21 protein-coding genes and 1 pseudogene are annotated in these 24212 nt (G+C 69.6%); 13 read left to right on the top strand and 9 right to left on the bottom strand.

What is annotated here, in order from left to right; genetic code table 11:
• On the top strand, positions 1 to 864 hold the full coding sequence (locus tag P0M04_RS25245; protein WP_371877389.1) for a DUF817 domain-containing protein: 864 nt from the start codon (positions 1 to 3) through the stop codon (positions 862 to 864).
• Between the two features lie 362 nt (positions 865 to 1226).
• On the opposite strand, the gene P0M04_RS25240 is transcribed toward P0M04_RS25245, so the two are convergent.
• Positions 1227 to 1622: a nuclear transport factor 2 family protein gene (locus P0M04_RS25240; protein WP_259452277.1), complete on the bottom strand. Its 396-nt coding sequence runs from the start codon at positions 1620 to 1622 to the stop codon at positions 1227 to 1229.
• Between the two features lie 19 nt (positions 1623 to 1641).
• Positions 1642 to 2505 carry a protein phosphatase 2C domain-containing protein gene (locus P0M04_RS25235; RefSeq protein WP_259452276.1) on the bottom strand — a complete coding sequence of 288 codons (864 nt, stop codon included), beginning with the start codon at positions 2503 to 2505 and terminating at the stop codon, positions 1642 to 1644.
• Positions 2506 to 2646: 141 nt separating this feature from the next.
• Here P0M04_RS25235 and P0M04_RS25230 point away from each other — a divergent pair, with 141 nt between their 5' ends.
• A complete protein-coding gene (locus tag P0M04_RS25230) occupies positions 2647 to 2982 on the top strand; it encodes a DUF805 domain-containing protein (protein ID WP_259452275.1) in 336 nt (111 codons plus the stop codon).
• 4 nt (positions 2983 to 2986) lie between these two features.
• Here P0M04_RS25230 and P0M04_RS25225 read toward each other — a convergent pair whose 3' ends face one another.
• Positions 2987 to 3925, bottom strand: a complete 939-nt coding sequence (locus P0M04_RS25225) for a LysR family transcriptional regulator (protein WP_259452274.1) — start codon at positions 3923 to 3925, stop codon at positions 2987 to 2989.
• A gap of 96 nt (positions 3926 to 4021) precedes the next feature.
• On the opposite strand from P0M04_RS25225, the gene metE reads away from it, so the two are divergent.
• Positions 4022 to 6352: a 5-methyltetrahydropteroyltriglutamate--homocysteine S-methyltransferase gene (metE, locus tag P0M04_RS25220; protein ID WP_259452273.1), complete on the top strand. Its 2331-nt coding sequence runs from the start codon at positions 4022 to 4024 to the stop codon at positions 6350 to 6352.
• On the opposite strand, the gene P0M04_RS25215 is transcribed toward metE, so the two are convergent.
• Complete coding sequence (locus P0M04_RS25215) at positions 6349 to 7872, bottom strand: FAD-dependent monooxygenase (protein ID WP_259452272.1); 1524 nt, start codon at positions 7870 to 7872, stop codon at positions 6349 to 6351. The two genes, metE and P0M04_RS25215, sit on opposite strands and share 4 nt — an antisense overlap.
• A gap of 125 nt (positions 7873 to 7997) precedes the next feature.
• Between P0M04_RS25215 and P0M04_RS25210 the strand changes: the two genes are divergently transcribed.
• Entirely contained in the window at positions 7998 to 8570 is a 573-nt protein-coding gene (locus P0M04_RS25210; protein WP_259452271.1) for a hypothetical protein, read from the top strand.
• A 1-nt stretch (position 8571) separates the two neighbouring features.
• On the opposite strand, the gene prsT is transcribed toward P0M04_RS25210, so the two are convergent.
• A complete protein-coding gene (prsT, locus tag P0M04_RS25205; protein WP_259452270.1) occupies positions 8572 to 11361 on the bottom strand; it encodes an XrtA/PEP-CTERM system TPR-repeat protein PrsT in 2790 nt (929 codons plus the stop codon).
• Positions 11362 to 11578: 217 nt separating this feature from the next.
• Between prsT and P0M04_RS25200 the strand changes: the two genes are divergently transcribed.
• Positions 11579 to 12412: a PEP-CTERM sorting domain-containing protein gene (locus P0M04_RS25200; RefSeq protein WP_259452269.1), complete on the top strand. Its 834-nt coding sequence runs from the start codon at positions 11579 to 11581 to the stop codon at positions 12410 to 12412.
• A 6-nt stretch (positions 12413 to 12418) separates the two neighbouring features.
• Here the strand turns inward: P0M04_RS25200 and P0M04_RS25195 are convergent, their stop codons facing one another.
• On the bottom strand, positions 12419 to 13360 hold the full coding sequence (locus tag P0M04_RS25195; RefSeq protein WP_259452268.1) for a sensor domain-containing diguanylate cyclase: 942 nt from the start codon (positions 13358 to 13360) through the stop codon (positions 12419 to 12421).
• A gap of 119 nt (positions 13361 to 13479) precedes the next feature.
• Here P0M04_RS25195 and P0M04_RS25190 point away from each other — a divergent pair, with 119 nt between their 5' ends.
• From P0M04_RS25190 to P0M04_RS25175, 4 genes and pseudogenes are all read left to right on the top strand, one after another.
• The gene (locus tag P0M04_RS25190) at positions 13480 to 14028 is read left to right on the top strand and encodes a Dps family protein (protein WP_259452267.1); all 549 of its coding nucleotides are present in this window, start codon (positions 13480 to 13482) and stop codon (positions 14026 to 14028) included.
• A 138-nt stretch (positions 14029 to 14166) separates the two neighbouring features.
• Positions 14167 to 14943: a sensor histidine kinase gene (locus P0M04_RS25185; protein WP_259452266.1), complete on the top strand. Its 777-nt coding sequence runs from the start codon at positions 14167 to 14169 to the stop codon at positions 14941 to 14943.
• The gene (locus P0M04_RS25180; RefSeq protein ID WP_259452265.1) at positions 14936 to 15568 is read left to right on the top strand and encodes a response regulator; all 633 of its coding nucleotides are present in this window, start codon (positions 14936 to 14938) and stop codon (positions 15566 to 15568) included. The genes P0M04_RS25185 and P0M04_RS25180 overlap by 8 nt, the downstream gene beginning before the upstream one ends.
• Before the next feature lie 9 nt (positions 15569 to 15577).
• Positions 15578 to 16533, top strand: a pseudogene (locus P0M04_RS25175) (MBL fold metallo-hydrolase).
• A gap of 3 nt (positions 16534 to 16536) precedes the next feature.
• Here P0M04_RS25175 and P0M04_RS25170 read toward each other — a convergent pair.
• Positions 16537 to 16845: a hypothetical protein gene (locus P0M04_RS25170; RefSeq protein ID WP_259452263.1), complete on the bottom strand. Its 309-nt coding sequence runs from the start codon at positions 16843 to 16845 to the stop codon at positions 16537 to 16539.
• A gap of 216 nt (positions 16846 to 17061) precedes the next feature.
• Here P0M04_RS25170 and P0M04_RS25165 point away from each other — a divergent pair, with 216 nt between their 5' ends.
• The gene (locus tag P0M04_RS25165) at positions 17062 to 17697 is read left to right on the top strand and encodes a response regulator transcription factor (RefSeq protein WP_259452262.1); all 636 of its coding nucleotides are present in this window, start codon (positions 17062 to 17064) and stop codon (positions 17695 to 17697) included.
• 11 nt (positions 17698 to 17708) lie between these two features.
• Entirely contained in the window at positions 17709 to 20684 is a 2976-nt protein-coding gene (locus tag P0M04_RS25160; RefSeq protein WP_259452261.1) for a sensor histidine kinase, read from the top strand.
• Here P0M04_RS25160 and P0M04_RS25155 read toward each other — a convergent pair.
• The gene (locus tag P0M04_RS25155) at positions 20654 to 21568 is read right to left on the bottom strand and encodes a LysR family transcriptional regulator (RefSeq protein WP_259452260.1); all 915 of its coding nucleotides are present in this window, start codon (positions 21566 to 21568) and stop codon (positions 20654 to 20656) included. The genes P0M04_RS25160 and P0M04_RS25155 overlap by 31 nt on opposite strands.
• Before the next feature lie 101 nt (positions 21569 to 21669).
• Here P0M04_RS25155 and P0M04_RS25150 point away from each other — a divergent pair, with 101 nt between their 5' ends.
• Both P0M04_RS25150 and P0M04_RS25145 read left to right on the top strand, forming a co-directional pair.
• Positions 21670 to 22677 (top strand): NAD-dependent epimerase/dehydratase family protein, encoded by a 1008-nt coding sequence (locus tag P0M04_RS25150; RefSeq protein ID WP_259452259.1) that lies wholly within the window; start codon positions 21670 to 21672, stop codon positions 22675 to 22677.
• Between the two features lie 17 nt (positions 22678 to 22694).
• Positions 22695 to 23156: a CBS domain-containing protein gene (locus tag P0M04_RS25145; protein WP_259452258.1), complete on the top strand. Its 462-nt coding sequence runs from the start codon at positions 22695 to 22697 to the stop codon at positions 23154 to 23156.
• A gap of 13 nt (positions 23157 to 23169) precedes the next feature.
• On the opposite strand, the gene P0M04_RS25140 is transcribed toward P0M04_RS25145, so the two are convergent.
• Positions 23170 to 24099 (bottom strand): LysR family transcriptional regulator, encoded by a 930-nt coding sequence (locus P0M04_RS25140; protein ID WP_259452257.1) that lies wholly within the window; start codon positions 24097 to 24099, stop codon positions 23170 to 23172.
• Between the last annotated feature and the right edge of the window lie 113 nt (positions 24100 to 24212).

The following is a 24212-nucleotide window of genomic DNA, read 5'->3' as shown; positions in this document are numbered from 1 at the left end:
ATGCTCCGCCGCGCCCCGCCCTCCCTCGCCACGCTGGATGCGCTGCTGACGGACGCGCGCAGCCGCCGCATCGAGGGTTGGCGCCGCGGCGCGCTCGAATTCCTCATGTTCGGCGTCAAGGAAGCGCGCGCGTGCCTGTTCGCGGGGCTGTTCTTCGCCTGCGTCCTGTTGGTGCCGCGTGCCGGCCTGTTCGGCGTGCCGCGCTACGACCTGCTGCTGGTGGCGGCGCTGGCGATCCAGGCGTGGATGCTGAAGAGCGGGCTGGAAACCCGGGACGAACTGAAGGCGATCTGCCTGTTCCACGCGCTCGGCTTCGCGCTGGAGGCGTTCAAGACGTCGAGCGGGATCAAGTCGTGGAGCTATCCCGATTTCGCCTACACGAAGGTGTTGGGCGTACCGTTGTTCTCGGGGTTTATGTATGCCGCCGTGGGGAGCTACATCATCCAGGCGTGGCGCCTGCTGGACCTGCGCGTGCGTCATCATCCGCCGTACTGGATGGCCGCGCTCGTCGCATTGCTGATTTATCTGAATTTCTTCACGCACCACGCGCTGGGCGATGTGCGCTGGTACCTGGCGGCCGTCGCGCTCGGGCTCTACGCCCGCACGACCGTCAGCTTCCGCCCGCTGGACCGCGAGCGGCGCATGCCGTTATTGCTTGGATTCGTGCTGACCGGGTTCTTCATCTGGCTGGCGGAGAACCTCAGCACGTTCTGGGGGTTGTGGCGTTATCCGAACCAGCTGGGAGCCTGGTCGGCCGTCCACGTCAGCAAGTGGAGTTCGTGGTCGCTACTGGTCATCATGACGTTCACGATCGTCGCGAACCTCAAGCACGTCAAAGCGCGGATACACGTACCAGAGCAGTAACCCCGGTCTTCGCCAGCGCCATCGCCACGGGCAAGGCACACAGCACGATCATTACACCAATGCGCACGCGACGGGCGCGCTGCTTCTGTTCCTCGAGACGGGAAACGCGGAATCCTGCATCATGGTTCATGGAAGTCCTTTCATGTGATATGAATAAGCCAATCATAATATGGAGCCGAGGAAACCCGCGACACGAATGGATTTCCTGAAAATCCGATGCCACCCCAATAAGTTACATTGCGCTGGGGTAAAAGATCAGATTATACCTCCTGGCTATACAAATCCATGAGTCAGATCTAACCAAGGTTAAATTTCGCAGAATCGTCTGATTTTATCCACGTCAAATCGGCAAGCCGCGCGGCTCAGCTGCGATCGACGACGAGCGCCAGTTGTCCATCGCGCACGACGAACTCCGATTCGCCCCGCAGCGCCAGCCGCGTGCCGGCCGGCGGGCCGCCGGGAACGTCGACCGCGAGCTGGCCGCGCCAGGCGATCGCCGCGACGAGCGTGTCGCCGCGCGGCGCGAGCGCCGTCACGCGCTGCTCGCGTTCGGCGAACATCGTTCGCGCCTGTTCCGCCAGCACGCGGAACGCGTCGCGCCCGTCGCTGGCGGCGGTCAGCTGCCCGCCGGACCAGTTCTCGAAACGGACGTCGGGGGTCAAGGTATCGAGCATGGCGTCGACGTCGAAGGCGTTGTAGGCGGCCACGTAGCGCTCGATCAGGGCGAGGGCCGCCGGTGCGATGCAGGCATGGGACATCGGTCTCTCCTTTCTCGTTTCAAGTAAAACGCCAGGCAACGGCGGAGGCGTCGTCCGCCGTCTTCGCGGCCAGTCCCGCGGCCTCCTTGCCGGCCTCGAACGCGCGCAACTCGTCCAGCAGCGCATCCAGGCCGCGCGCGCGGCACGCCTCCAGCAGGCTGCCGTCGGAATGCAGGCCGTAGGTATCGACGAGGCGATACAGGCCGTCGCTGAGCACCAGCAGCAGCGCGCCCCGTGGTGCCGTCACCCGCGCCTTGCGCACCGCGAACGGGCCGCGCGGCTCCATGCACAGGACCGTTGGACTGGCTGCCGTGTTCTGTTCGTGACGGCGCGCGCGCAGCATCGGCAGCAGCCGCGTCCAGCGCTCGGCCGGGTCGAGGATGCCCTCGGCGACGAGCGCGGCGACGGCCGCCTGCGTGGCCTGTTCCTGCGGGTTCTCGAACGGGTCGAGGTCGCGCACGGCGCCGTCGGGCAGTTGCAGCAGGATCTTGCTGTCGCCCAGGCAAAAGAGGTCCAGCGTGTGGTTGCCTTCCGTGTCCGGGTCGAAAACCCTCACCCATGCGAGCGTCGCGATGGGCCAGGCGTACGGCGGCACGTCGGCGTGGCCGCCGGCGGTCCGGTACGCGGCGCGCGTGTGTTCCAGCGCTTCCAGCACGAGCGCTTCCTGGCTGGCGTCCGCGCGCAGCACGCACCCGAGATCCTGCGCGAAGCGGCGCACGAACCAGGCCGGATCGCTGGCGCCGGCCGCCACGCAGCGCTCCGGCGTGAGCGGCGTCGCACCATCCATCAGCACCAGGTCCGTGAATCCGTCGCGCTCGTACACGACGACGGCGTCTTCGTTGATCCGGCCCTTGCCGGCCGACGAAGCGAGGGTGTACCGCATGCTTGCTCCCGTCAATATTGTCGTCGTTACTATAAGCCATCCGGATGACGCACGGATGAACCGTGCGGAGCGTGAGAATTGGCGAGTTTGTCAGGCCGCTTTTCGCGTACGATGCTGTCGGGCTTACATCGCGAGGACACCATGACGTTCATTGAATCGATCCAGACCTGCTTCCAGAAATACGCCAACTTCGAGGGCACGGCACGCCGTTCCGAATACTGGTGGTTCGCCCTGTTCCTCGTCATTGCGAGCATGATCCTCGGCCAGGTCAGCACCACCCTGTCGATCGTATTCTCGCTCGCGACCCTGCTGCCGTCGATCGCCGCCGCCGCGCGCCGCCTGCACGACACGGACCGGAGCGGCTGGTGGCAGCTCATCAGCCTCGTGCCGATCGTCGGCATCATCGTCCTGATCGTGTTCCTGGCCCAGGACAGCCGTCCGAACCGCTACGGCGCCACCCCGGCCTATGCCGTCTGAGGGCTCACAGTAGCCGAATACCGGGCAAGGTCCGCAACGACGTCTCGCGCATCACCTGGACGAAATCCTCCAGGTAGGCGTCGTCGCGGCCCGTCTCTTTCTTCCCCTGGCGCGTGACCGCGTACAGGCGCCCCGTCAATCCGCCCTCCCCGATACGCTGCTGCGCCACGTAGCCGCGCTGCAGATACGTCTGCACGGCCCACAGCGGCAGCGCCGCGAAACCCCGTCCGCTCGCCACCAGTTGCAGCATCGCCACCGTCAGCTCCGTCGTGCGGCGCGGCGGTTCCACGCCCGCGGGGCGCAGCACCTGGCGCACGAGGTCCAGCATCTCGTCCGGAACCGGATACGTGATGAGCGTCTCGTCGGCGAAATCGGCGGCCACGAGATGGTCGCGCGCCAGCAGCGGGTGGCCCAGCGGCAGGATCGCGACGATGTCGAACTCGAACAGCGGATAGACACCCACGCCGCGCTCGTCCGCATCGACCTCGGAGACGATGGCGACGTCGGCCCGGTCCTGGTGCAGCAGCCCGACCGGGTCGGACTGGAAGCCGGACACGATGTCCTGCTCGACCTCCGGCCAGCGCAGGCGCAGCGCATCCATCGACGGCATCAGCCAGTCGAAGCACGTGTGGCATTCGACGGCGATGCGCAGCTTGCCCGCGCCGTGGCCCGTCAGGCGCGCGATGTCGCGCTCGGCCCTGTCGACGGCCGGGATCACGTCCTGCGCCAGCTCCAGCAGGCGCCGCCCGGCGGGCGTGAACGCGACGGGCGCCGACTTGCGCTCGAACAGCGTCAAGCCGTAGAACTCTTCCAGTGCCTTGAGCTGGTGCGACAGCGCGGATTGCGTCACGTTCTGCAGCGCGGCCGCGCGCGAAACGCTTCCCGATTCAAGCAGCGCCAATAAAGTGCGCAGGTGGCGCAGGTCGAGGATCGAGGTCGGCATGAGCGGAATTCATCTGGACAGAAAAATAATTCGTTTGAATTATGCCCCTTGCTCATCGATGATGACAAGACTTATTCATCCAGATGAGGCAACAACATGATCAAAACTCATATTCTCGGTTATCCCCGCATCGGCGCCCAGCGCGAACTGAAATTTGCGCTGGAGCGCCACTGGCGCGGCGAGATCGACGAGCTCGCGCTGGAAGCCGTCGCCGCCGACCTGCGCGCGCGCCACTGGGCCGACCAGCGGGCGGCCGGGCTGGACTTCGTCAGCGTGGGCGATTTCGCGTTCTACGACCAGGTGGCCGACCACGTGCTGCTGTTCGGCTGCGCGCCCGCGCGCTTCGGCTTCACGGGTACGGAGACGCCGCTGCAGCAGCTGTTCACCCTGGCCCGCGGCGTGGCGACGGAAGCCCACGACGATTGCGGCTGCGGTCACACGTCTCACGGCAAACCCGCGCTAGAAATGACCAAGTGGTTCGACACCAACTACCACTACCTCGTGCCGGAATTCGACGCGGCCACCCGGTTCGCACTGGCACCGGACCGCCTGCTGGACCAGGTGGCGCAGGCCCGCGCACTGGGTCACGCCGTCAAGGTGACCTTGGTCGGTCCGTTGTCCTTCCTGTGGCTGGGCAAGGCCAAGGACGGCGCCGACCGCCTCGCGCTGCTGGAATCCCTGCTGCCGCTCTACTGCGACCTGCTGGCCCGCCTGAAGGCCGCCGGCGCGGAGTGGGTGCAGCTGGACGAGCCGATCCTCGGCCTCGACCTGCCGGGCGACTGGTCGCTCGCGTTCGAGCGCGCCTATCACCTGCTGCACGGCGCGGGTGTGCCGCTGCTGCTGGCCACGTACTTTTCGCCGCTGCAGGAAAACCTCAGCCTCGCATGCAAGCTGCCCGTCGCGGGGCTGCACGTGGACGGCGTGCGCGCGCCGGAAGAACTGCGCCCCGTCGCGGACTGGCTGCCGGACCACAAGGTACTGTCGGTCGGCATCGTCGACGGCCGCAACATCTGGCGCGCCGACTTGGACGCCTGCCTCGAACGCCTGCGTCCCGTGCTCGAGCGCCGTGCCGGCGCCGTGTGGCTCGCGCCATCGTGTTCGCTGCTGCACGTCCCGTTCACGCTCGCGCACGACGCCGCCCTCGACGCCGAACTGCGCACCTGGCTGGCCGGCGCCCGCGAAAAGCTGAACGAGCTGCGCATCCTGCAACAGGCATTGACGCATGGCGAGCAGGCCGTCGCGATGGATCTCGCCGCCGCCCGCGCCGCGCTGGCCGCCCGCCGCGCCAGTCCGCGCGTGTCGCGCCCCGACGTCGCCGCCGCGCTGGCCGCGTTGCCGCCGGACGCCGACCGCCGCGCCTCTCCGTTCGCGCAGCGCCAGGCCGTGCAGCGCGCCCGCTTCGACTTGCCCGCGTTCCCGACGACGACGATCGGCTCGTTCCCGCAAACCCCCGCCATCCGCGCCGCGCGTGCGGCGTGGCGCCGCGGCGACCTGGCGGATGCCGCGTACGACACCGCGATGCGCGCCGAGATCGCCCATGCCGTCCGCGTACAGGAAGCGCTCGGGCTGGACGTGCTCGTGCACGGCGAGGCCGAGCGCAACGACATGGTCGAGTACTTCGGCGAACAGCTGGACGGTTTCGCGTTCAGTGCCAACGGCTGGGTGCAGTCGTACGGTTCGCGCTGCGTGAAACCGCCCGTGCTGTACGGCGACGTCGCCCGCCCCGCGCCGATGACGGTGGCGTGGACCGCGTACGCGCAAAGCCTCACGGCGCGGCCGATGAAGGGGATGCTGACGGGCCCCGTCACGATCCTGCAATGGTCGTTCGTGCGCGACGACCAGCCGCGCGCCCTCACCTGCGCCCAGATCGCGCTGGCGATCCGCACCGAAGTCACGGACCTGGAACGGGCCGGCATCGGCATCGTGCAGATCGACGAGCCGGCGCTGCGCGAAGGCCTGCCGCTGCGCCGCGCGAGCCGCGACGCCTACCTGGACTGGGCCGGCCGCGCCTTCCGCATCGCCGCCAGCGGCGTCGCGGACGCGACGCAGATCCACACCCACATGTGCTACGCCGAGTTCAACGACATCCTGCCGGCCATCGCCGCACTGGACGCCGACGTGATCACGATCGAGACGAGCCGCTCGGACATGGAACTGCTGGCCGGCTTCGGCGCGTTCGCCTATCCGAACGAGATCGGCCCGGGCGTGTACGACATCCACTCCCCGCGCGTGCCGGCGACGGCCGACATGGTGCGCCTGCTGCGCAAGGCGAGCGCCGTCGTGCCGGCCGACCGGCTGTGGGTGAACCCGGACTGCGGGCTCAAGACGCGTGCCTGGCCGGAGACGGAAGCGGCGCTGCGCAACATGGTGGCGGCCGCGCGTCTGCTGCGCGACGAGGCGGCCGGCGGGCAGGCGCGCGCCGCCTAGACCGGGTGGATGCCGCGCTCCGTAAAATACGCCTCCAGCGTGTCGCGCTCGCCCGCGCGGTCCACCAGTGCGACATACGTATCCGGCCGCACGAGGTAGACCGCATCGCGGGCGAGTCCGGCCGCCTGGCAGGCGTCGCACCAGTCGTAGCGGTACAGTGCGATGCCGCGTCCGGCGCACCAGGTCTGCAGCGCCGGCGCCACCTCGCCGTACACGTGCACCTGCCACGCGATCGCCGCCAACGGCGCGTGGTTGTCCGGGCCGCCGCCGTAGCCCGTCCATGGCAGCCGGTCGCCGCCGTGCACGTGGCCCGCGCTGCCTGCGGACAGGGTGCTGTCGGGATAATGGATGCCCAGCTGCGACAGCACCCGGAACATGAACGCCCGGACCGGCTCGATGCCGTATGCGGCCGACGCGAACAGGGGCGCGATGTGCGTGCGCACGAAGTCGGCGAACCCGCCCTCCGCGACGACGAACGAGAACGCGCGGTCCGTCGTCTCCACGAGCTTGCGGGCGAACGCCTTGCGCTCCGTCTCGTAGGTATCGATGAGTGACTCGGGCGCCTGGCCCCGCAGCACGTGGGCCAGCTTCCATGCGACGTTGATCGCGTCGCCGATGCCCGTGTTCATGCCCTGCCCGCCGGCCGGGCTGTGGACGTGCGCCGCGTCGCCCAGCAGCAGCGCGCGGCCCACGCGGTAATGTCCCGTCACGCGGTGGTGCACGCGGTATGTCGAGAACCAGTTCACCTGCCGGATCTTGATGCCCAGGCTCGTGATGGCACGCTGGCGCACGTCGTCGAAGGCCAGCGTATGGCCCTCGCGGACTTCGGCATCCCGCACGGCGCCGATCAGGCGCGCATTGCCCTGCAGGTCGTACGCGAACAGCGCGGCGAAATCGCCATCCTCGAGCGACACGTGGATCTCCCCGTTCGCCGCCGGCCCGGACACTTCGACGTCGGCGACATAGAACGTGTGCTGGTACGTGCCGCCCTCGAAACCCGTGCCCAGCTGGTGACGCACGACGGAATGGGCGCCGTCGCAGCCCGCGAGCCACGCGGCGCGGCACACGGATTCGCCCGCCGGACCGCGCAGCCGCGCCGTCACGCCCGTGGCATCCTGCTCGAAGCCGAGCAGCTCGGTATTGCGCTCGACCGTCACGCCCGCATCGATCAGACGGCGCACCAGCACCCGCTCGTGCCGGTCCTGCGGATAGATCAGCGCGAACGGGTACGGCGTCAGTTCGCGGCCGGCGTCACGGAACGACAGGCGCGCGCGCCGTTCGCCCTTCACCCACATGTTGATGGCCGGGTTGCGCAGGCCCCCCTCCACGATCTCGTCCACCAGGTCGAGCTGGCGGTACAGTTCCAGGGTGCGCGCCTGCACGGCCATCGCACGCGAACTCGTGCCGGGCCCCGCGCTGCGGTCCACGATCCGCACCTTGACGCCCTGGCGCACGAGCCACAGGGCCAGCACGAGGCCGGTCGGTCCGGCACCCGCGATCAATACTTCGGTCTCGTCCATGTCGCCTCCTCGCAGGAAAGTTTGACAGGAAATCCGCTGCGCACGGCGCACGCTAACGATACAGTATGTTACGCGCGTCCCGCTACAATGGTCCGGTCGGGCTCGTTAGAGGAAAGGACCGCATCGTGAAGATCGTCTGCATCGCCTGGGGTTCCCTGATCTGGGAACCCGGACCGTTGAAGCTGGCCTCGGGCTGGCAGCCGGACGGCCCATCGCTGCCGCTGGAATTCGTGCGCGACAGCGACGACAGCGCGGAGCTGGCCCTCGTCCTGCATGCGCCGGCGCCGGCCATGCCCACGCGCTGGGCCCGCCTGGATACCGATGACCTCGAGCATGCCCGCGAGATGCTGCGCGAGCGCGAAAAGATCCGTCCGGAATACCCGCAATGGGTCGGCAGCCTGCCCGACCGGGCGCCGCCCGGCTCGGGCGCGCCGACGCCGCCGGCCATCGTGGCCTCCATTGCCGGCTGGATGGCCACGCGTGACGTGGACGCGGCCGTGTGGACGGCGCTGCCCGCGAAATTTGCCGGCGTGAGCGAACGGGCGCCGAGCCCGCACGAGGCGATCGCCCTGCTGGCGAGCCTGCAGGGGGACGAGCGGGCCAAGGCCGAGCAATACGTGCGCAGGATTCCGCAGGATATCCGGACGTTGTACCGCGGTGTGATCGAGGAAAGGCTGGGCTGGACGCCGCAGCCGTAAGTCAGCCGCCCGTCTTCAATTTTTCCATCAGCTTGCGCGCCTCGTCCGCCTGCGCAAACCGCATGTCCCCCGCCAGCAAGCCATCCAGCTCCTTGCGCGCAGCGGCCTTGTCGCCGCTGGCCGCGAGCGCCGCCGCCAGGTGGTAGCGGATATCGCGCGCCTTCGGTGCCAGCGCCTGCGCCTCGCGCAACAGGGTCACGGCGCGAGCGGTATCGCCCTTGCCGACGAGGATCCAGGCCAGCGTGTCCATCACGTCCGCGCGCTTCGGGGCCACCTTCAGCGCCGCCTCGGCCGTCGCCTGCGCGCGCGTGTCGCCCAGGGCCTGGTAGCACAGGGCGAGATTGTTCAGCGCGACGGGATTGCCGGGCTGGCGCCGCAGCACGTCTTCCAGTTGCACCGCGGCCCGCTTGAAGTCGTTCGCCCCCATCCACGTCTGCGCGCGGTACGCGAGCACGCGCACGTCGTCGGGATGTGCCGCCAGCCACTTCGCCAGACGGCTGTCCGCATCCGCCGCGCGCCCGGCCTGGCGCAGCGCGTTGTCGATCTTGATCGCGAGTTCGTTCGTCGCATGCAGCGCGGACGCGCGCTCGAACGCGGCCAGCGCGGGGGCCGGCTGGTGCTTGGCCATCAGGATGTCGCCCTGCAGCTGGTAGCCGGCCGCACCCTGCGGGTGCTGCTTCTGCATGTGTTCCGCGACCATGAGTGCGAGGTCGTGCGAGCCCTTGCGCACGTACAGCGCGGCCAGTTCCAGCTGGGCCGACGGGAAATCGGGCTGGATCGCGAGCACGCTCTTGAGGTCTTCCTCGGCCTGCGTCGTGTTGTTCATCACGAGGCGCAGCGCCGCCACCTGCATCAGCGCCGGCGCGGAGCGCGGCAGCGTCTGTGCAAGCTGTTTGTACGATTCCAGCGCGGCCGGCAGGTCGCCCTTCGCCAGCTCGGCCTTGCCGCGCAGGTCGAGCAGGTCCGGGTTTTCCGGATGGCTCACCTGCAGGCGGCGCGCCAGTTCCAGCGCCTTGTCCGTCCGGCCCGTGCGCAGGTAGTGCGCGCACAGGTCGACGCCGGGTCCGATCGCGTGCGGATCGACGGCGGCGGCCTGTTCCAGCCAGCGCGTCACCTCGGCGCTGTCCTGCGTGCGCTCGGCCAGCGTGGCCAGGCCGTCCATCGCGGCCACGCTCTTTTTGTTCTTCGCCAGGAAGTCGACCAGGACCTGGCGCGCCTGCGCCGGCTGGTTCGCATCCAGCGCCAGCTGCGACAGGCTTGCGGCGGCGCGGTAGTAGCCCGGATCGAGCTGCAGGGCCCGCGCGAAACTGGCCCGTGCGGCGTCCGCCTTGCCCTGCGCCGCCAGCACCTGGCCCTTGAGCGCATGGGCCAGCGGCCGGTCGGGCTGGGCGCCCTCCAGCGCGAGCGCCGCGTCGAGGGCGGCATCGCGCCGCCCCAGCCGCAGGTTCGCCTGCACGAGGGCTTCCACGGCCTCCGGCGAGCGCTTGTCGAGCGCCGTCGCGGCCTGCAGTTCGCGCACCGCGTCGTCCGTCGCGCCCGCACCCAGCCGCGCCAGCCCGAGACCCGTGCGCAGCGTGGCCGACGCGCCATCGAGCGCGCTGGCGCGTGCGAACAGGTCGGCGGCCTGGTCGTAGCGCCGCGCCTTCAGGTTGGCGTCCGCGGCCAGCGCCAGCACCTCGGCATCGGCCTGGCGGGCGTCCAGCACGGGTTCCAGCACGGTACGCGCCTCGTCCCCATGGCCCGAGCCGATCAGCGCCTGCGCCAGCATCTTGCGCGCGTACACGTTGGCGGGATTGCGTTCCAGGTAGCGGCGGAAATGCTGCTCCGCCTGGTAATTCGACCCGAGCTTCAGGTCGACGGCACCGGCCAGCAGCACGCTGGGCATGTGGTCGGGCACGGCCTTGAGCACCCTGTACAGCACGTCGCGGGCGGCGTCCGGCTTGTCGGTCGTGTAATGGAGCAGCGCCTGCGTGTAGGCGACGAGCAGGCTGCCCGGCGCGCCCTTGGCGGCCAGGTCCAGCTCCGCCTGCGCCATCTGCGGCTTGCGCAGGCCGATGGCGAGATAGGCTTTTTCCACGTGGGCCGTGCGATGTTGCGGGCTGACGGCCAGCACGCGGTCATACAGCGCCAGTGCTTCTTCCGGATGCTCGCCCGCGCGCACCAGGTCGGCCTTGAACATCAGCGCGTCGACGTTGCGCGGATCGCGGGCCAGCACGCGGTCGGCGTAGCCGTGCGCGGTGTCCGCGTGACCCTCGACGATGGCGAGCCGGCCCAGACCAACGAGCGCCGCCGGGTCGTCCGCCCGCTTCCCGAGCACGTGTTCGTACGCCGCCCGCGCCTCGTCGTTCCGGCGCAGGGCCAGGTACGCATCGCCGCGCGCGGTGGACAGGCCCGGGTCGTCGGGCCCGCCGGCCGTCTCGTCCAGCGCCTTTTGATGCTGTCCTTCCATCACGAGCGCCGCGGCGAGCGCCCCCAGGGCCGGCCCCCGCGCATAACCCCGGTCCAGCGCCTGCCGGGCTTCCTTTTCGGCGGTCGTGCTGTCGCCCAGGTCGAGGTAGACCTGCGCGAGCTGGTAGCGCGTGTCGGTGCTGCGCGGCTCGGCGTCCAAGGCGTTCTTGAGGACGATGAGCGCACCGCGGAAATCCCCCTTCGCACGCAGTTGCGCGGCCTCGGCGCGCTGCTCGGCCGCCGACTTCTGGTTGCAGGCGGAAAGCGCGACAGCCAGGGCGGCAGCCAGTACGACGGACGCCAGGCGGCTGGCGCGCGGGGTTGCGGAGGATCGGGTGGACATCGCTGATCTTGTTATAGATTAATCGTGCATTTTCGTGGTGCAGGCACGTTTATGGCAAGCAAAACCCAACGAGCATGGCTGCGATACCACGCCGCCCCGCGTAGTTGTAAAAAGATCACGCTGCTTATTGATATTAAATAATTTATTTACAAGTTAAGTTTATCTGTGGCATGATGCGCTTTGAAGCTGGTCAACGTGTATTTATCTGGGAGAGTCTGTGAAAAAAGCGATCAAGCTGGCCGTTACGGCTGCATTCATCCTCGGCGCCGGCCAGGGATGGGCCGCGACCATCACCGACTCCGGTGTCACCGCCTATTACGGCGCCGACAACCAGGGCGCCGCCGACGTCATCGGCGGCAGCCAGTACGACATTTCCAAGGCGACGATCGCGCGCGCCGGGAGCGTGCTGACCATCACGATCAACACGAGCTTCGCCGGCAAGGCGGGCATCAACCCGACCTGGGGCAAGGACGGCCTGACGGGAACGACCGGCAAGGGCATCGGCTACGGCGACGTCTTCCTGTCCGACACGTGGAACGCCGCCGGCACGGACACCAACCACTACTCGACCGACAACGCGACCAAGGGTACGGTCTGGGACTACGGCTTCGCGCTCGATAACCGCTGGAGCAACACGGGCGGCAACTTCAAGCTGTACGCCCTGAACGGCGAGACCAACGCGAAGAACATCCTGAATTCGAACAGCTACATCAACTGCTCGAACTGCAATTACCGCGAGACCGAGGAAACGGCCGTCAACACCAAGTCGTCGACGGTCAAGTACACGGGCCTGTCCGGCAAATGGGCCGTCTCGACCGGCGCCCTCACGTTCACCATCAACCTCTCCGGTTCGGAACTGATGGACTACAGCTCGTTCGCGATGCACTGGGGCGAGACCTGCCAGAACGACGTCCTCGAAGGCGTGGCCATGGGCGTGCACGTTCCGCTGCCGGGCACCGCCGCCCTGCTGTTCCTCGGCCTCGGCGCACTCGGCGTGGCCCGCCGCCGCCGCGCGCCGGGCGCGCTGCCCCCGGGCGCCGCAGCCGTCTGATTCCTGTCAGCCGGCGCTGCCGGCAATCCTGTTCCGTCCCGCCGCCTTGGCGCGGTACAGCCACGTGTCCGCCAGGTCGACGAGTCCGGCCGGCTGGTCCTGGCTGCCCGGCACGATCGTCGCCACGCCCATGCTGCACGTGACCAAGTCCGCGACGCCGGATGCCGCATGGGGAAGCGCCGCCTGCGCCAGCTTGCGCGCGCACCGCGCCGCCACCGCCAGCGCCGCCGCCTCGTCCGTCGCGGGCAGCACGAGCGCGAACTCTTCCCCGCCCAGCCGCGCGCACAGGTCGCGCGTGCGTGATGCGGCACGGTCCAGCACACGCGCCACCTCCTTCAGGCACGCGTCGCCCTGCGGATGGCCGTAGCGGTCGTTGTACTGCTTGAAGTAATCGATGTCGACCATCACGAGCGACAGCGGCTCGCCCAGCGCACGCGCCTTGCCCCATTCGACGTCCAGGATGCGGTCGAACATGCGGCGGTTGGCGATGCCGGTCAGCGGGTCGCGGTACGACAGCGCCTCCAGTTCCTTCTGCAGCTGCAGGATCTTGTCCTCGGCGCGTTTGCGTTCGCTGATGTCGAACATGAAACCCACGAGACAGTCCACGGTGCCGTCGGCACGCCGGATCACGTGCACGACGTCGCGAATCCACACGTATTCTCCGTCGGCCGTCAGCGCGCGGTAATCCGCCTCGTGGTCGACACCCTGCTGCGACTGGCTCACGCAGAAATCGACCGTCTTCTGCCGGTCTTCCGGATGGATGCGCATGGCCCAGTCCTCGACCGTCAGCCAGCTGTCCTGCGGCCAGCCGAGCACCCGCTCGATCTGCGGACCGATGTAGGTGAAGCGCGCGGAGGCCCAGTCGATGCGCCAGGGAATGGCCTGCGTGGACTCGAGCAGCGTGCGGTAGACGCCGGCGTCGTCGCCGGTCTCGGAGTGGGTGGTCATGGCGTTCCTGCGGGTGAAAGCCATCATGTTACCGGAATGCCTGGCCTTTGGATCAGTGCCGACGCGGCACGCCATGGATAGACTCCGCCTGTCATCCATTTCCCATCACGAGGTCACCCATGGACAACCAACACACCCACGACAATGCCGGCGTCGTACAGGAATTCGGCGCGCTGGCGCCCGTGCGCATCGGCCTTCCCGAGCAGACCCGCTCGCAGAGCGTGCGCGCACTGAACCGCCTGCTGGCGCACACGATGGCCCTGCGCGACGCCTACAAGAAGGCGCACTGGCAGACGTCCGGCGCCAATTTCTACGAGCTGCACCTGCTGTTCGACAAGCACTACGAAGAACAGGTCGCGATCATGGACGCCATCGCCGAACGCATCCAGACCCTGGGCGGCGTGACGTTCGCGCTGGCGGGCGACATCGCCGGCGAATCGTCGATCGCGCGCGCCCCGCGCGGCCGCGAATCGGCCCCTGCCCAGCTGGAGCGCCTGGCGGCCGCCCACGAGACCATCCTGCTCGATGCCCGTCCGCTGGCCCGCGCCGCGGCCGACGCCGGCGATGACGGCAGCAACGACCTGATCGTCAGCCAGGTCGTGCGCGCCAACGAACTGCAAAGCTGGTTCATCGGCGAACACCTGGCGCGCCAGGCCGAACGCGGCTGAATGCGGCCGGACATCATACTTTAGTGTGATGTCATATCCCTTCGTATAGCTGGACCCGGGCAGCCTTCGTCCCGACAATGACCATGGTGGCGCGGCATTCCGTCCGCACCACCCTGATCACCGGACGAGGAGCTGCCCATGACCACCCACCCGCCCCCACTGGCCGCGAGCCTGGAACCCGAACGGCAGGCGCGCCTGGCCACGATCGGCCAATTGGCCGCGTCGATCGCCCACGAAGTCGACCAGCCGCTGGCCGCCATCGCCCTGCACGCCCACGCGGCGCTGCGCTGCATCGAACGCGCCCAGGCGCCGGCCCAGGCGCATGCCGCGCTGTGCGCCGTGCTGGAAGCGTCGCAACGCGCCAGCGCCATCGTCAGGAGCGTGCGCGCCCTCGCCGGCCAGGTCCGGCCGGAGCGCACCGAATGCCGCCTCGACGCCGCCATCGACGACGTGCTGGCCGAATACGCGGCCGACCTGCGCCGCCACGCCATCGCCTGCAAGGTCACGCTGGCGCCTGGAGCGCGCATGGTGGAGGCCAGCCCGGTGCAGCTGCGCCAGCTCCTGCGCAACCTCGTCGGCAACGCCGTCGACGCCTTGTCTCCCGTGCGCGGCCGGTGCCGCGCGTTGGCCATCCGCGCCCGCGCCGGCGCCGGCGGCGAAGTGATCGTGACCGTGCGCGACAACGGCACCGGCATGGATGTGGCCACCGCCGCCGACGCTTTTTCCCCACTCGTGACGACGAAGCCGCACGGCATGGGCCTGGGATTAGCGATCTGCCGCGCCATCGCCGACGCGCATGGCGGACGCCTCTGGTTGGACGCCAATCCGGACCACGGTGCCACGGCCGGCTTCGCACTGCCGCGCGCCGCGCGCCCGCAGCCGTTCACCGCATCCGCGGAGGCCGTCCATGGATGACGTACGCCCCATCACCGTGCTGATCGCGGACGACCACCCGCTGATCCTTGCCGGCCTGGCCGCGCTGATCGGCGCCGAACCGGCCCTGCAGCTCGTCGGCCAGGCAAGCGACGCCGTCGCCGCCGTCGAACACTACCTGCGCCTGCGCCCGGACGTCATGCTCGTCGACCTGAACATGCCGGGCGGCGGCGGGGTCGAGGCGATCCGCAAGATCCGCGCGCTCGTGCCGGACGCCCGCATCGTCATCCTGACGACCTACGACGGCGACGAGGACGTGCACCGCGGCCTCCTCGCCGGCGCCAGCGCCTACCTGCTCAAGCAGTCCGGCCTGGACGAAGTCGTGCAATGCGTGCGCCAGGTGGCCGCCAACCGCCGCTACCTGGCGCCCGGCCTCGCCGAGAAGCTGGCCGGCCGCGTCGATGCCAACCGCCTGTCGCGGCGCGAACTGGAAATCCTCGCGCACCTGTCGGCCGGCATGAGCAACAAGATGATCGCCCGCACCGAGAACATCGGCGTCGGCACGGTCAAGTACCACGTCAACAACATCCTGTCCAAGCTGAACGTCTCGTGCCGCACCGAAGCGGCCTGCGTGGCGGCGCGGCGGGGCCTGATCCACGCATACTGAGAGATTGCCATGTCCTTCCGCTCCATCGTCGCCGCCGCCCTCGTGATCGCCGGCGCGGCGGCGCACGCCGCAGCACCGCAGGTGCGCACCCAGGCCCCCGGCTGGTATCGCACGACGCTGGGCCGGTTCGAGATCACCGTGCTGTCCGACGGCACCCACGCGTTCCCGGTCGATACCGTCATGGAGGGCGTGACCCCGGCCGCCGTCGACGCGGCGCTCGCGAAGAACGACCTGCAGCGCCCCGTGCAGGGCTCCATCAACGCCTTCCTCGTCAACACAGGGACGCAGCTCGTGCTGATCGATACCGGCGCCGGCGCGCTGTACGGCGACTGCTGCGGCAAGCTGCTCGCGAACCTGCGCGCGGCCGGCTATGCGCCCGAACAGGTGGACGTCGTGCTGCTGACGCACCTGCACAAGGACCACGTCGGCGGCATTGTCGCCGACGGCAAACCCGCGTTCCCGAACGCGGTCGTGCGCGCGGCCGGGGCCGATGCCGATTACTGGCTGTCGCAGGCGCAGCGCGCCGCGGCACCGGCGTTCCTCACGAGCTTCTTCGACAGCGCGGCGGCTTCGCTCGCCCGTACACGGCCTTGGGCCGCTTCCAGCCGTTCGCACCGGGCGCGGCACTCCTGCCCGGCATCCGCGCCGTCGCCGAACCGGGCCACACGCCGGGCCACAGCGGCTATCTCGTCGAGGACGGCGGCCGGGCGTTGCTCGTGTGGGGCGACGTCGTGCACGTGGCGGCGGTCCAGCTCGACCAGGTCCAGGCGACCGTCAAGTACGACACCAGTGCGCCCGACGCCCGCGCCACGCGCACCGGCCTGCTCGAGCGCGCGGCGCGCGAGCACCTGCTGGTCGGTGCGGCGCACGTGGCGTTCCCCGGCCTCGGCCACGTGCGCCAGGATGGCGCAGGCTATGCGTGGGTGCCGCTGAACTACGAAGGCGATCCGGCCGACCCGCACTGACGGTCAACCCTCGACCAGGTAGGACGTGGCGCCGCCGGCCATCTCCTTGAACAGCCGCCGGATCACGCGGCTGAGCGATGCATGCGGCTTCCCGCCCTTGCGCAGCAGGGGGTAGCCGCCGGAGAGGCGCAGGCCGTCGAAGAACGTGACCTCGTAGTCGACGCGGCTGTCGCGGCGGGCCTGCGCCGCCCACGCGGCCAGGATGCGGTTGGCCATCCGGAATTCGCTGACGACGGCGGTCGCGCCCGCGTCGGCGGACAGGCGGATGCGGACGACGTCGATGGGTTCGGGGGATGGGGCTTCGATATGCACGATGTTGGCTCCGGCTTCTGAAGTGGCTTGGCCGGCAAAATTCGGGGTCAGAGCGCAAAAAAGCAGATTCGCGCTCTGACCCCGGTGCTGCCGACTTTGCCTTGATGCTAGCGTCCCTGCGAACATTCCGCCCCACCCATTTGGCGGGGAGCGATGACTCGATAAGGTGGAATCTTGTACAATCTTGCCCTGTACCGCCCCCGAAGACTGCACCGCATGAACCCTCCCAGCGCCACGCCGATCCGCGTCCTGATCGCGGACGACCACCCGATGATGCGCGAAGGCATAGCCGCTTCGCTGACTGCACACGGCAACATCGAGGTCATCGCGCAGGCCTGCGACGGCGACGAAGCGATCCGCTTCTTCACCAACTGGCGCCCCGACGTGGCCCTCGTCGACCTGCAGATGCCCGGCAAGGATGGCCTCGAAGCCATCCGCGCGATCCGCAGCCTGCACCCGGACGCCCGCCTCGTCGTCCTCACGACCTACGACGGCGACGCCCGCATCGCGGCCGCGCTCAAGGCCGGCGCATCCGCCTACCTGCTGAAGAATGTCCCGGGCCGCGAACTGGCGGCCACCGTGCGCGAGGTGCACAACGGCTCGCACATCCTGCCCCAGGCGCTGCGGCGCGAAGTGGCGATCCACTACGCCGGCGACGCACTGTCGCCGCGCGAGCTGGACGTGCTGCGCCTGGCGGCCGTCGGTCATTCGAACCGCGCCATCGGCACGCAGCTGCACATCGGCGAGACGACGGTCAAGACGCACATGAGCACGATCCTCGTGAAGCTGGGCGCGAACGACCGCGCGCACGCCGTCACGCTGGCCGTGCAGCGCGGCTTCATCGACCTCTGACCGGTACCGCGATGCGCCGCCGCCATCGTCTCGTCCGCGCGCTCGCGGCCGTCCTGCTACTGGCTGCCGGACCGGTCCCCGCAGCGCCGGAAACCTTTGCCGACTACCACCACACGCAATGGACGGCGGCCGACGGCGTACCGCCCGGGATCGCCGCGCTGGCGCAGACCCACGACGGCTGGCTGTGGCTCGGCACCGCCGACGGGCTGTACCGCTTCGACGGTCTCGCCTTCGAGCGCGTGCCCCTGCCGTCGCCGCCCGGACGCAGCCGCGACCGCGTGTCGCAACTGGTTGCGGCGCCGAACGGCGACCTGTACCTGGCGCACCTCGCCGAGGGCGTCTCGGTGCTGCGCCGGGACGGCAGGTTCGAGGATCTGCCGTCCCAGCCGCCGGCATTCGACGGGGCGGGCGACATGGCGGTCGACACGGACGGCACCCTGTGGACCATCAACGGCCCCGTGCTGCACCTCGTCGGCGGCACGTGGCGCGTCGTCGCGGAAGGGCCGGACTGGAACACGTCGCGGCGCAGGAGCCTCGTCGTCGACGGCGCGGGGCAGCTGTGGGCGTTCAACGACAGCGGCGTCTGGCGCCTGGACCGGGTCACCGGCCGTTTCATCCGGGTCGTGGACACGCCGGGCAAGCCGCTGCTGGCGCCGGACGGCCGCCTGTGGATGCGCCAGCCCGACGACACGCTGCGCCTGGTCGATGCGTCCGGTGCCGGCCGGCCGGACACGTATGCGCCAGCGGAAGGCCGCACGGGCGGGCACTTCGGCGCGGATGGCACGCTGTGGCTGCTCGCCTGTCCGCAGACGATGTGCCGCGTCCCGAACGCGGGCGCACGCAAGGAAGCGCGCTGGTCCGCCGGGCCCGCGATCGCGGAGCGGATCGCCGGCCCGGCGCAAGTTTCCGGCGTGGATGCGGCGGCGATCCTGGAAGACCGCGAAGGCGATATCTGGATCGCGACGGAAAACGGCCTGGACCGCTTCCGGCACAACCGCTTCCTCAAGAGCGGCCTGCCCGGCAGCGGCCTGCGCTACAGCCTCGCCACCGACACCGACGGCCGCGTGTGGGCCGCCGACCGGGACACCGGCACCCTGTGGCGGCTGGCGCCGGATGCGGCACCGGTGTCCGAGCGCGGCCCCTGGACCACCGTCGTCGCCAACGGTCCCGACGGCGCGCTGCTCGCCGGCGGCAAGCGCCGCATCCAGCGCCGCCGCGGCGGCGCCGCAGAAGACATCCCGCTGCCGCCGGGTCCGGACGGCAAGCAGCGCGACTACGAGCTGTACGGGCTGCTGGACGACGGCAAGGTCTTGTGGACGGCGACGAACGAAACGGGGCTCATCGGCTGGCGCGACGGGAAGTGGCTGCCGCGTTCGGCCTTCAACCTGCCGCCCAAGATCTACCAGTCCGCGCCCGCGGGGCCGGGCGGATTCTGGATGGCGACGGGCGACGGCAAACTCGTTCTCTACGACGACGGCAAGCTGGCGGTCCGCGATCTCGGCCCCGTCGGCACGGCCAGTGCGCTGTTCGCGGGCGCCGAACTGGTCGTCAGCGGCACCGGCGGGACCGCGGTACTGCAGCAGGATGGCCTGCGCCTCCTGCATACCGTCGAACCGGGCGCGCTGCGCAACCTGTCCGGCATGATCGTCACGGACGACGGCGACCGCTGGCTGAACGGCGTCGCGGGCCTGGTCCACGTACGGGCCGCGGACTGGCGGCAGGCGCTGCAGGACCCCGGCAAGGCGCTGCGCTACGAACTGTTCAACACGCTGGACGGCTACCCGGGCCGCGCCGTCTTCGAAAACCGGTCGCGCGGCATCGTCAGCGCCGACGGCCGCAACCTGTGGCTGACCGCGACGGGCGGCGTCGTGCGTCTCGACCTCGCGCAGCTGCGCCGCAACCGCGTGGCCCCGCAGGCCGTGATCCTCGGCGTGACGGCGGATGGCCGCAGCTGGCCGGCGCACGGCACGGCGATGCTGCCGGCCGGCACCGACCACTTCCGCGTCCAGTACACGGCGCCCGCGCTGCGCCTGCCGGAGCGGGTGCGCTTCGAATACCGGCTCGACGGCGTCGACAAGACCTGGCTCGATGCCGGCACGCGGCGCGCCACGTCGTACACCAACATCGGTCCCGGCGACTACGTATTCCGCGTGCGCGCCGTGAACGAGGACGGCGTGCCGGGCGACGCCGTCGCCACCCTGCCGCTGCACGTGGCCCCGACGCTCGTGCAGACGCTGTGGTTCCGGCTCGCCTGCGCGGGCGCGCTCGCGCTGCTCGGCGTGCTGCTGTACCGCTACCGCATGCGCTACGTGACGCGCCGGCTGACGGAGCGGCTGCAGGTCAGGACGGCCGAACGCGAACGCATCGCGCGCACGCTGCACGACACCTTCCTGCAGACCGTGCAGGGCCTCGTGCTGCGCGTGGACGCCGTCGCCGCGACCCTGCCGCCCGACGCCGGCGCGCGCCGCCAGCTGGAGAACGTGCTGGACGATGCGAGCCACGCCATCGGCGAAGGCCGCGACCAGTTGCAGGAGCTGCGCGCGGGCGATGCCCACGTGCTGGAAGACGTGCTGGCCGATGCCATCGCCCGCCTCGGGCAGACGCATGGCGCGCCCGCCGTCGACGTGCACGTGGAAGGCGAGCGCCGTCCCCTGCTCGCCCCCGTCGCCGACGAGATCGCGGAGATTGCGCGCGAGGCGCTGCGCAACGCGTTCGCCCACGCGCACGCCGCCCGCATCCGCGTCACGCTGGTCTATGCGCGCCGCACACTGTCGCTGTGCGTGGCCGACGACGGCCGCGGCCTCCCGGAATCCGTGCGGCGCGACGGGACGCGCAGCGGACACTGGGGCCTGGTCGGCATGCGCGAACGGGCCGAACGCATCGGCGCGCGCCTGGACATCGCCTGCGGTCCGCGCCAGGGCACGACGGTCACCCTGGCCGTGCCCGGCGCGCACGCCTACGGCGCCGACCGAACCACGCCGATATAGTCTTCCAGCCCGGCGACGAGCGCGTCGAACGCGACCCGGCAGCGCGGGCTGGCACGCAGGTCCTCGTGCATGGTGACCCACGTGTCGAGACGGAACGTGAAGGAATCCGGCAGCACACGCACGAGCGCCGGCGGGCGCGCGGCCAGCGGCACCTGGCAGACGCCGATGCCGGCGCCGGCGCGGATCAGCGCCAGCTGGGCCACGTCGCTGTCCGTGCGCAGCACGAAACGGTCGCGCGTAAAACCCGGCAGTGCCTTCGCGGCCTGGCGCACGAACGGCGTCGGGCGGTCGTAGCCGATCAGCGCGTGCGCACCGAGGTCGTCGAGCGTGGCCGGCGTGCCGCGCCGGTGCAGGTAGTCGGGCGTCGCATGCAGGCCCAGTTCGATGGCACCGACGCGGCGTGCTACCAGCTGTTCCTGGCGCGGCGCCGTCATGCGCACGGCAATGTCGGCTTCGCGCTGCAACAGGTCTTGCACGCGGTTCGACAGCACCAGCTCCACCTTCAGCGCGGGATGGCGCCGGCCGAGATCCGCGACGATGACCGGCATCACTTCCACGCCCACGACTTCGCTGACGCTGATCCTGACCGTACCGGCCACGCCCGCGGCACCGTCGCGCAGGCCGGACGCCGTCCGCTCCAGTGCGGCAGCCGTGTTTTCCATTCCCTCAGCATGCGTGCGCAGCGCGAACGCCGCTTCCGTGGGCAACAGGCCCGTCTGCGAGCGCGTGAACAGGACGAGGCCCAGTGCCTGCTCCAGCGCGGCCACATGGCGCCCGACCGTCGGTTGCGCCACGCCGAGCGCACGGGCCGCGCCGGACAGCGAGCCTTCGCGCAGCACGCCGAGGAAGGCGCGATAGAGTTCCCATTCGATGTTCGATGCCATGGTGTTATACAAAAATGTTTAGCGGCTGGTACATGCTATGCAATTCCATTGCACCAGAGCCGGCGCTACGCTGTCAACACTTTCAACGCACGGAGGACGACATGAACGACAACAGGACGGTACTCGTACTGGGCGCCAGCGGCGGCATCGGCGGCGAGGTGGCACGGCAGCTGGCTCTGGCCGGCTGGCAGGTGCGCGGCATGAAGCGCGCCCTGGCCGCGCCGACCCTCGATGGAGACGGCATCGCATGGACCGGCGGGGACGCGATGTCTCCTGCGGACGTGGCCCGTGCCGCGCAGGGCTGCGCCGTCATCGTGCACGCCGTGAACCCGCCGGGCTACCGCGACTGGGGCCGGCTCGTGCTGCCGATGCTGGACAACACGATCGCGGCGGCCGAGGCAAACGGCGCGCTCGTCGTCCTGCCCGGCACGGTGTACAACTACGGCCCGGACGCCTTTCCGTCCATCGCCGAGGACGCCCCCCAGCATCCGGCCACGCGCAAGGGCGGTCTGCGGGTGCGGATGGAAGCCGCATTGCAGGCCTATGCGGAACGGGGCGGACGGGCGCTCATCGTGCGTGCCGGCGACTTCTTCGGTCCCCGCGCGGGCAACAGCTGGTTCGCGCAGGGCCTCGTCAAGCCGGGCAAGCCGGTGGACCGCATCGCCAACCCGGCCGCGCCCGGCGTCGGCCACCAGTGGGCCTATCTCCCGGACGTGGCCGCGACGATGGTGGCGCTGATCGGGCGCCGGCATGCGCTCGACCCGTTCGCACGCTTCCACATGAACGGCCACTGGGACCCGGACGGCACGGCGATGTGCGCGGCCATCGCCCGCGTCGTCGCACGGCGCGGCGGCCGGGCCACCGTCGGCGCCTTCCCGTGGTGGCTCGTGCGGCTGGCCACGCCGTTCAACGACACCCTGCGCGAGCTGTGGGAAATGCGCTACCTGTGGCGCCAGCCCGTCCGGCTGGACAATGCCCGCCTCGTCGAGGTGCTGGGCACGGAGCCCCACACGCCGCTGGACGCTGCCGTCGAGCGTACGCTGGAAGGGCTCGGTTGCCTGCCGCCTGGAACTTCGGCGCAGCGCCAGGTTCAAAGTGTATTCGGCTAAAAATCGAGGAGACTGCCATGAAAACCGTAGGCCAGGTCATGACGCACGACGTCGTGACCGTCGCGCCGACGGACGGCCTGCAGCGGGCCGCCCAGCTGATGCGCGACATGAACGTGGGCGCCCTGCCCGTCTGCGACGGCCAGAGACTCGTCGGCATGATCACCGACCGCGACATCACGATCCGCGCCACCGCGAACGGCCTGGCACCGGACGCCTGCAAGATCGGAGACGTGATGAGCGGGGACATCGCCTGGTGCTTCCAGGACCAGACCGTCGGCGAAGTGCAGCAACTGATGGCCGACCGCCAGTTGCGCCGCATCGTCGTCATCGACCGTGCGAGCATGCGCATGGTCGGCATGGTGGCGCTGGCCGACCTCGCCACGCGCCAGCCGGCGCCGATGGACGCCATGCTCGAAGACATCTCGCGCCCGTACCCGCCGCAACGCGCGCCGACCGGCAAGGCGCCCGACACCCACTGATCCATTCGTAAAATCAGCCGTGCGCCGGCACGCCGAGCCGCTGGCCCTTCCCATACATCCGGCACTCGGCCGCCAGCGCCAGCAGGTTCGGGTCGCGCTCGCGGCTCTTCGAAATGAGCAGGCTGATGGTCTGGTGCGACGCGTACGGCGCATCGAGCGGGATCAGCTGGATGCGCGTGCTGAATTCGGCCACGCGGCCCGGGAGCAGGCTGTAGCCCATCCCGCCGCTGACCAGGTTGATCAGCGAGAAGATGTCGGACACGCGCATGATCGTTTCCGGCGTGTAGCCGGCCTGGCGGAACGCGTGGTCGAAGCTGTCCGACGTGACGAAGCCGCCGCCCAGCGTGATGAATTTTTCGCCTTCCAGGTCGCGCAGGTCCACGCGCGCGCGGCCCGCATACGGTGAGCCCAGCGGCGCCGCCAGGTGCACCTCGTCCTCGAATAAAGGCACAGCGAGCAGCTGCGGCTCGTCCAGCGGCGCCTGCAGGCCGATCACGATCGCATCGAGCCGGCCCTCGTCCAGGCCGCGCAGCAACTCCTGGTTCGAGCCCAGCGTGAGGTCGATCTGCAGTTCCGGCCGGCGCAGCTTGAGGCCCATGAGCAGTTGCGGGATGCAGCGCAGGGTCAGCGAATACAGCGACCCGATCTTCAGCCGGCCACCCGCGAAACCGGCCAGCTCGCGCACCTTGCGCACGCCCTCTTCCGTTTCGCTGACCGCGCGCTGCGCATGCTTGGCGAACGCGTAGGCGGCCGGCAGCGGTGCCAAGTTGCGGCCTTCGCGCCGGAACAGCGGACAGCGCAGTCCTTCCTCCAGCGAGTGCAGCGCGCGGTGGATGCTGACCGTGCTCTGGCCCAGTTCTTCCGACACCCGCGCGAGGCTGTGCAGGCGCATGAACGCCAGGAAGACTTCCAGTTTCTTTAAAGTAATCTCTTCGTCGATCATTGCGTCGCTCCCCGGGAAAGCATACCCCAATCATTAACCTGAGAGTAAACATTCCGCCGCCGCGTTGATTGAAGGCCGGCCGTCTCCTTTCTATGCTGGACCTACCTTCCATA

This window comes from Telluria mixta, assembly GCF_029223865.1.
Classification (GTDB): domain Bacteria; phylum Pseudomonadota; class Gammaproteobacteria; order Burkholderiales; family Burkholderiaceae_D; genus Telluria; species Telluria mixta.
This window is presented reverse-complemented; position numbering and strand designations above follow the sequence as displayed.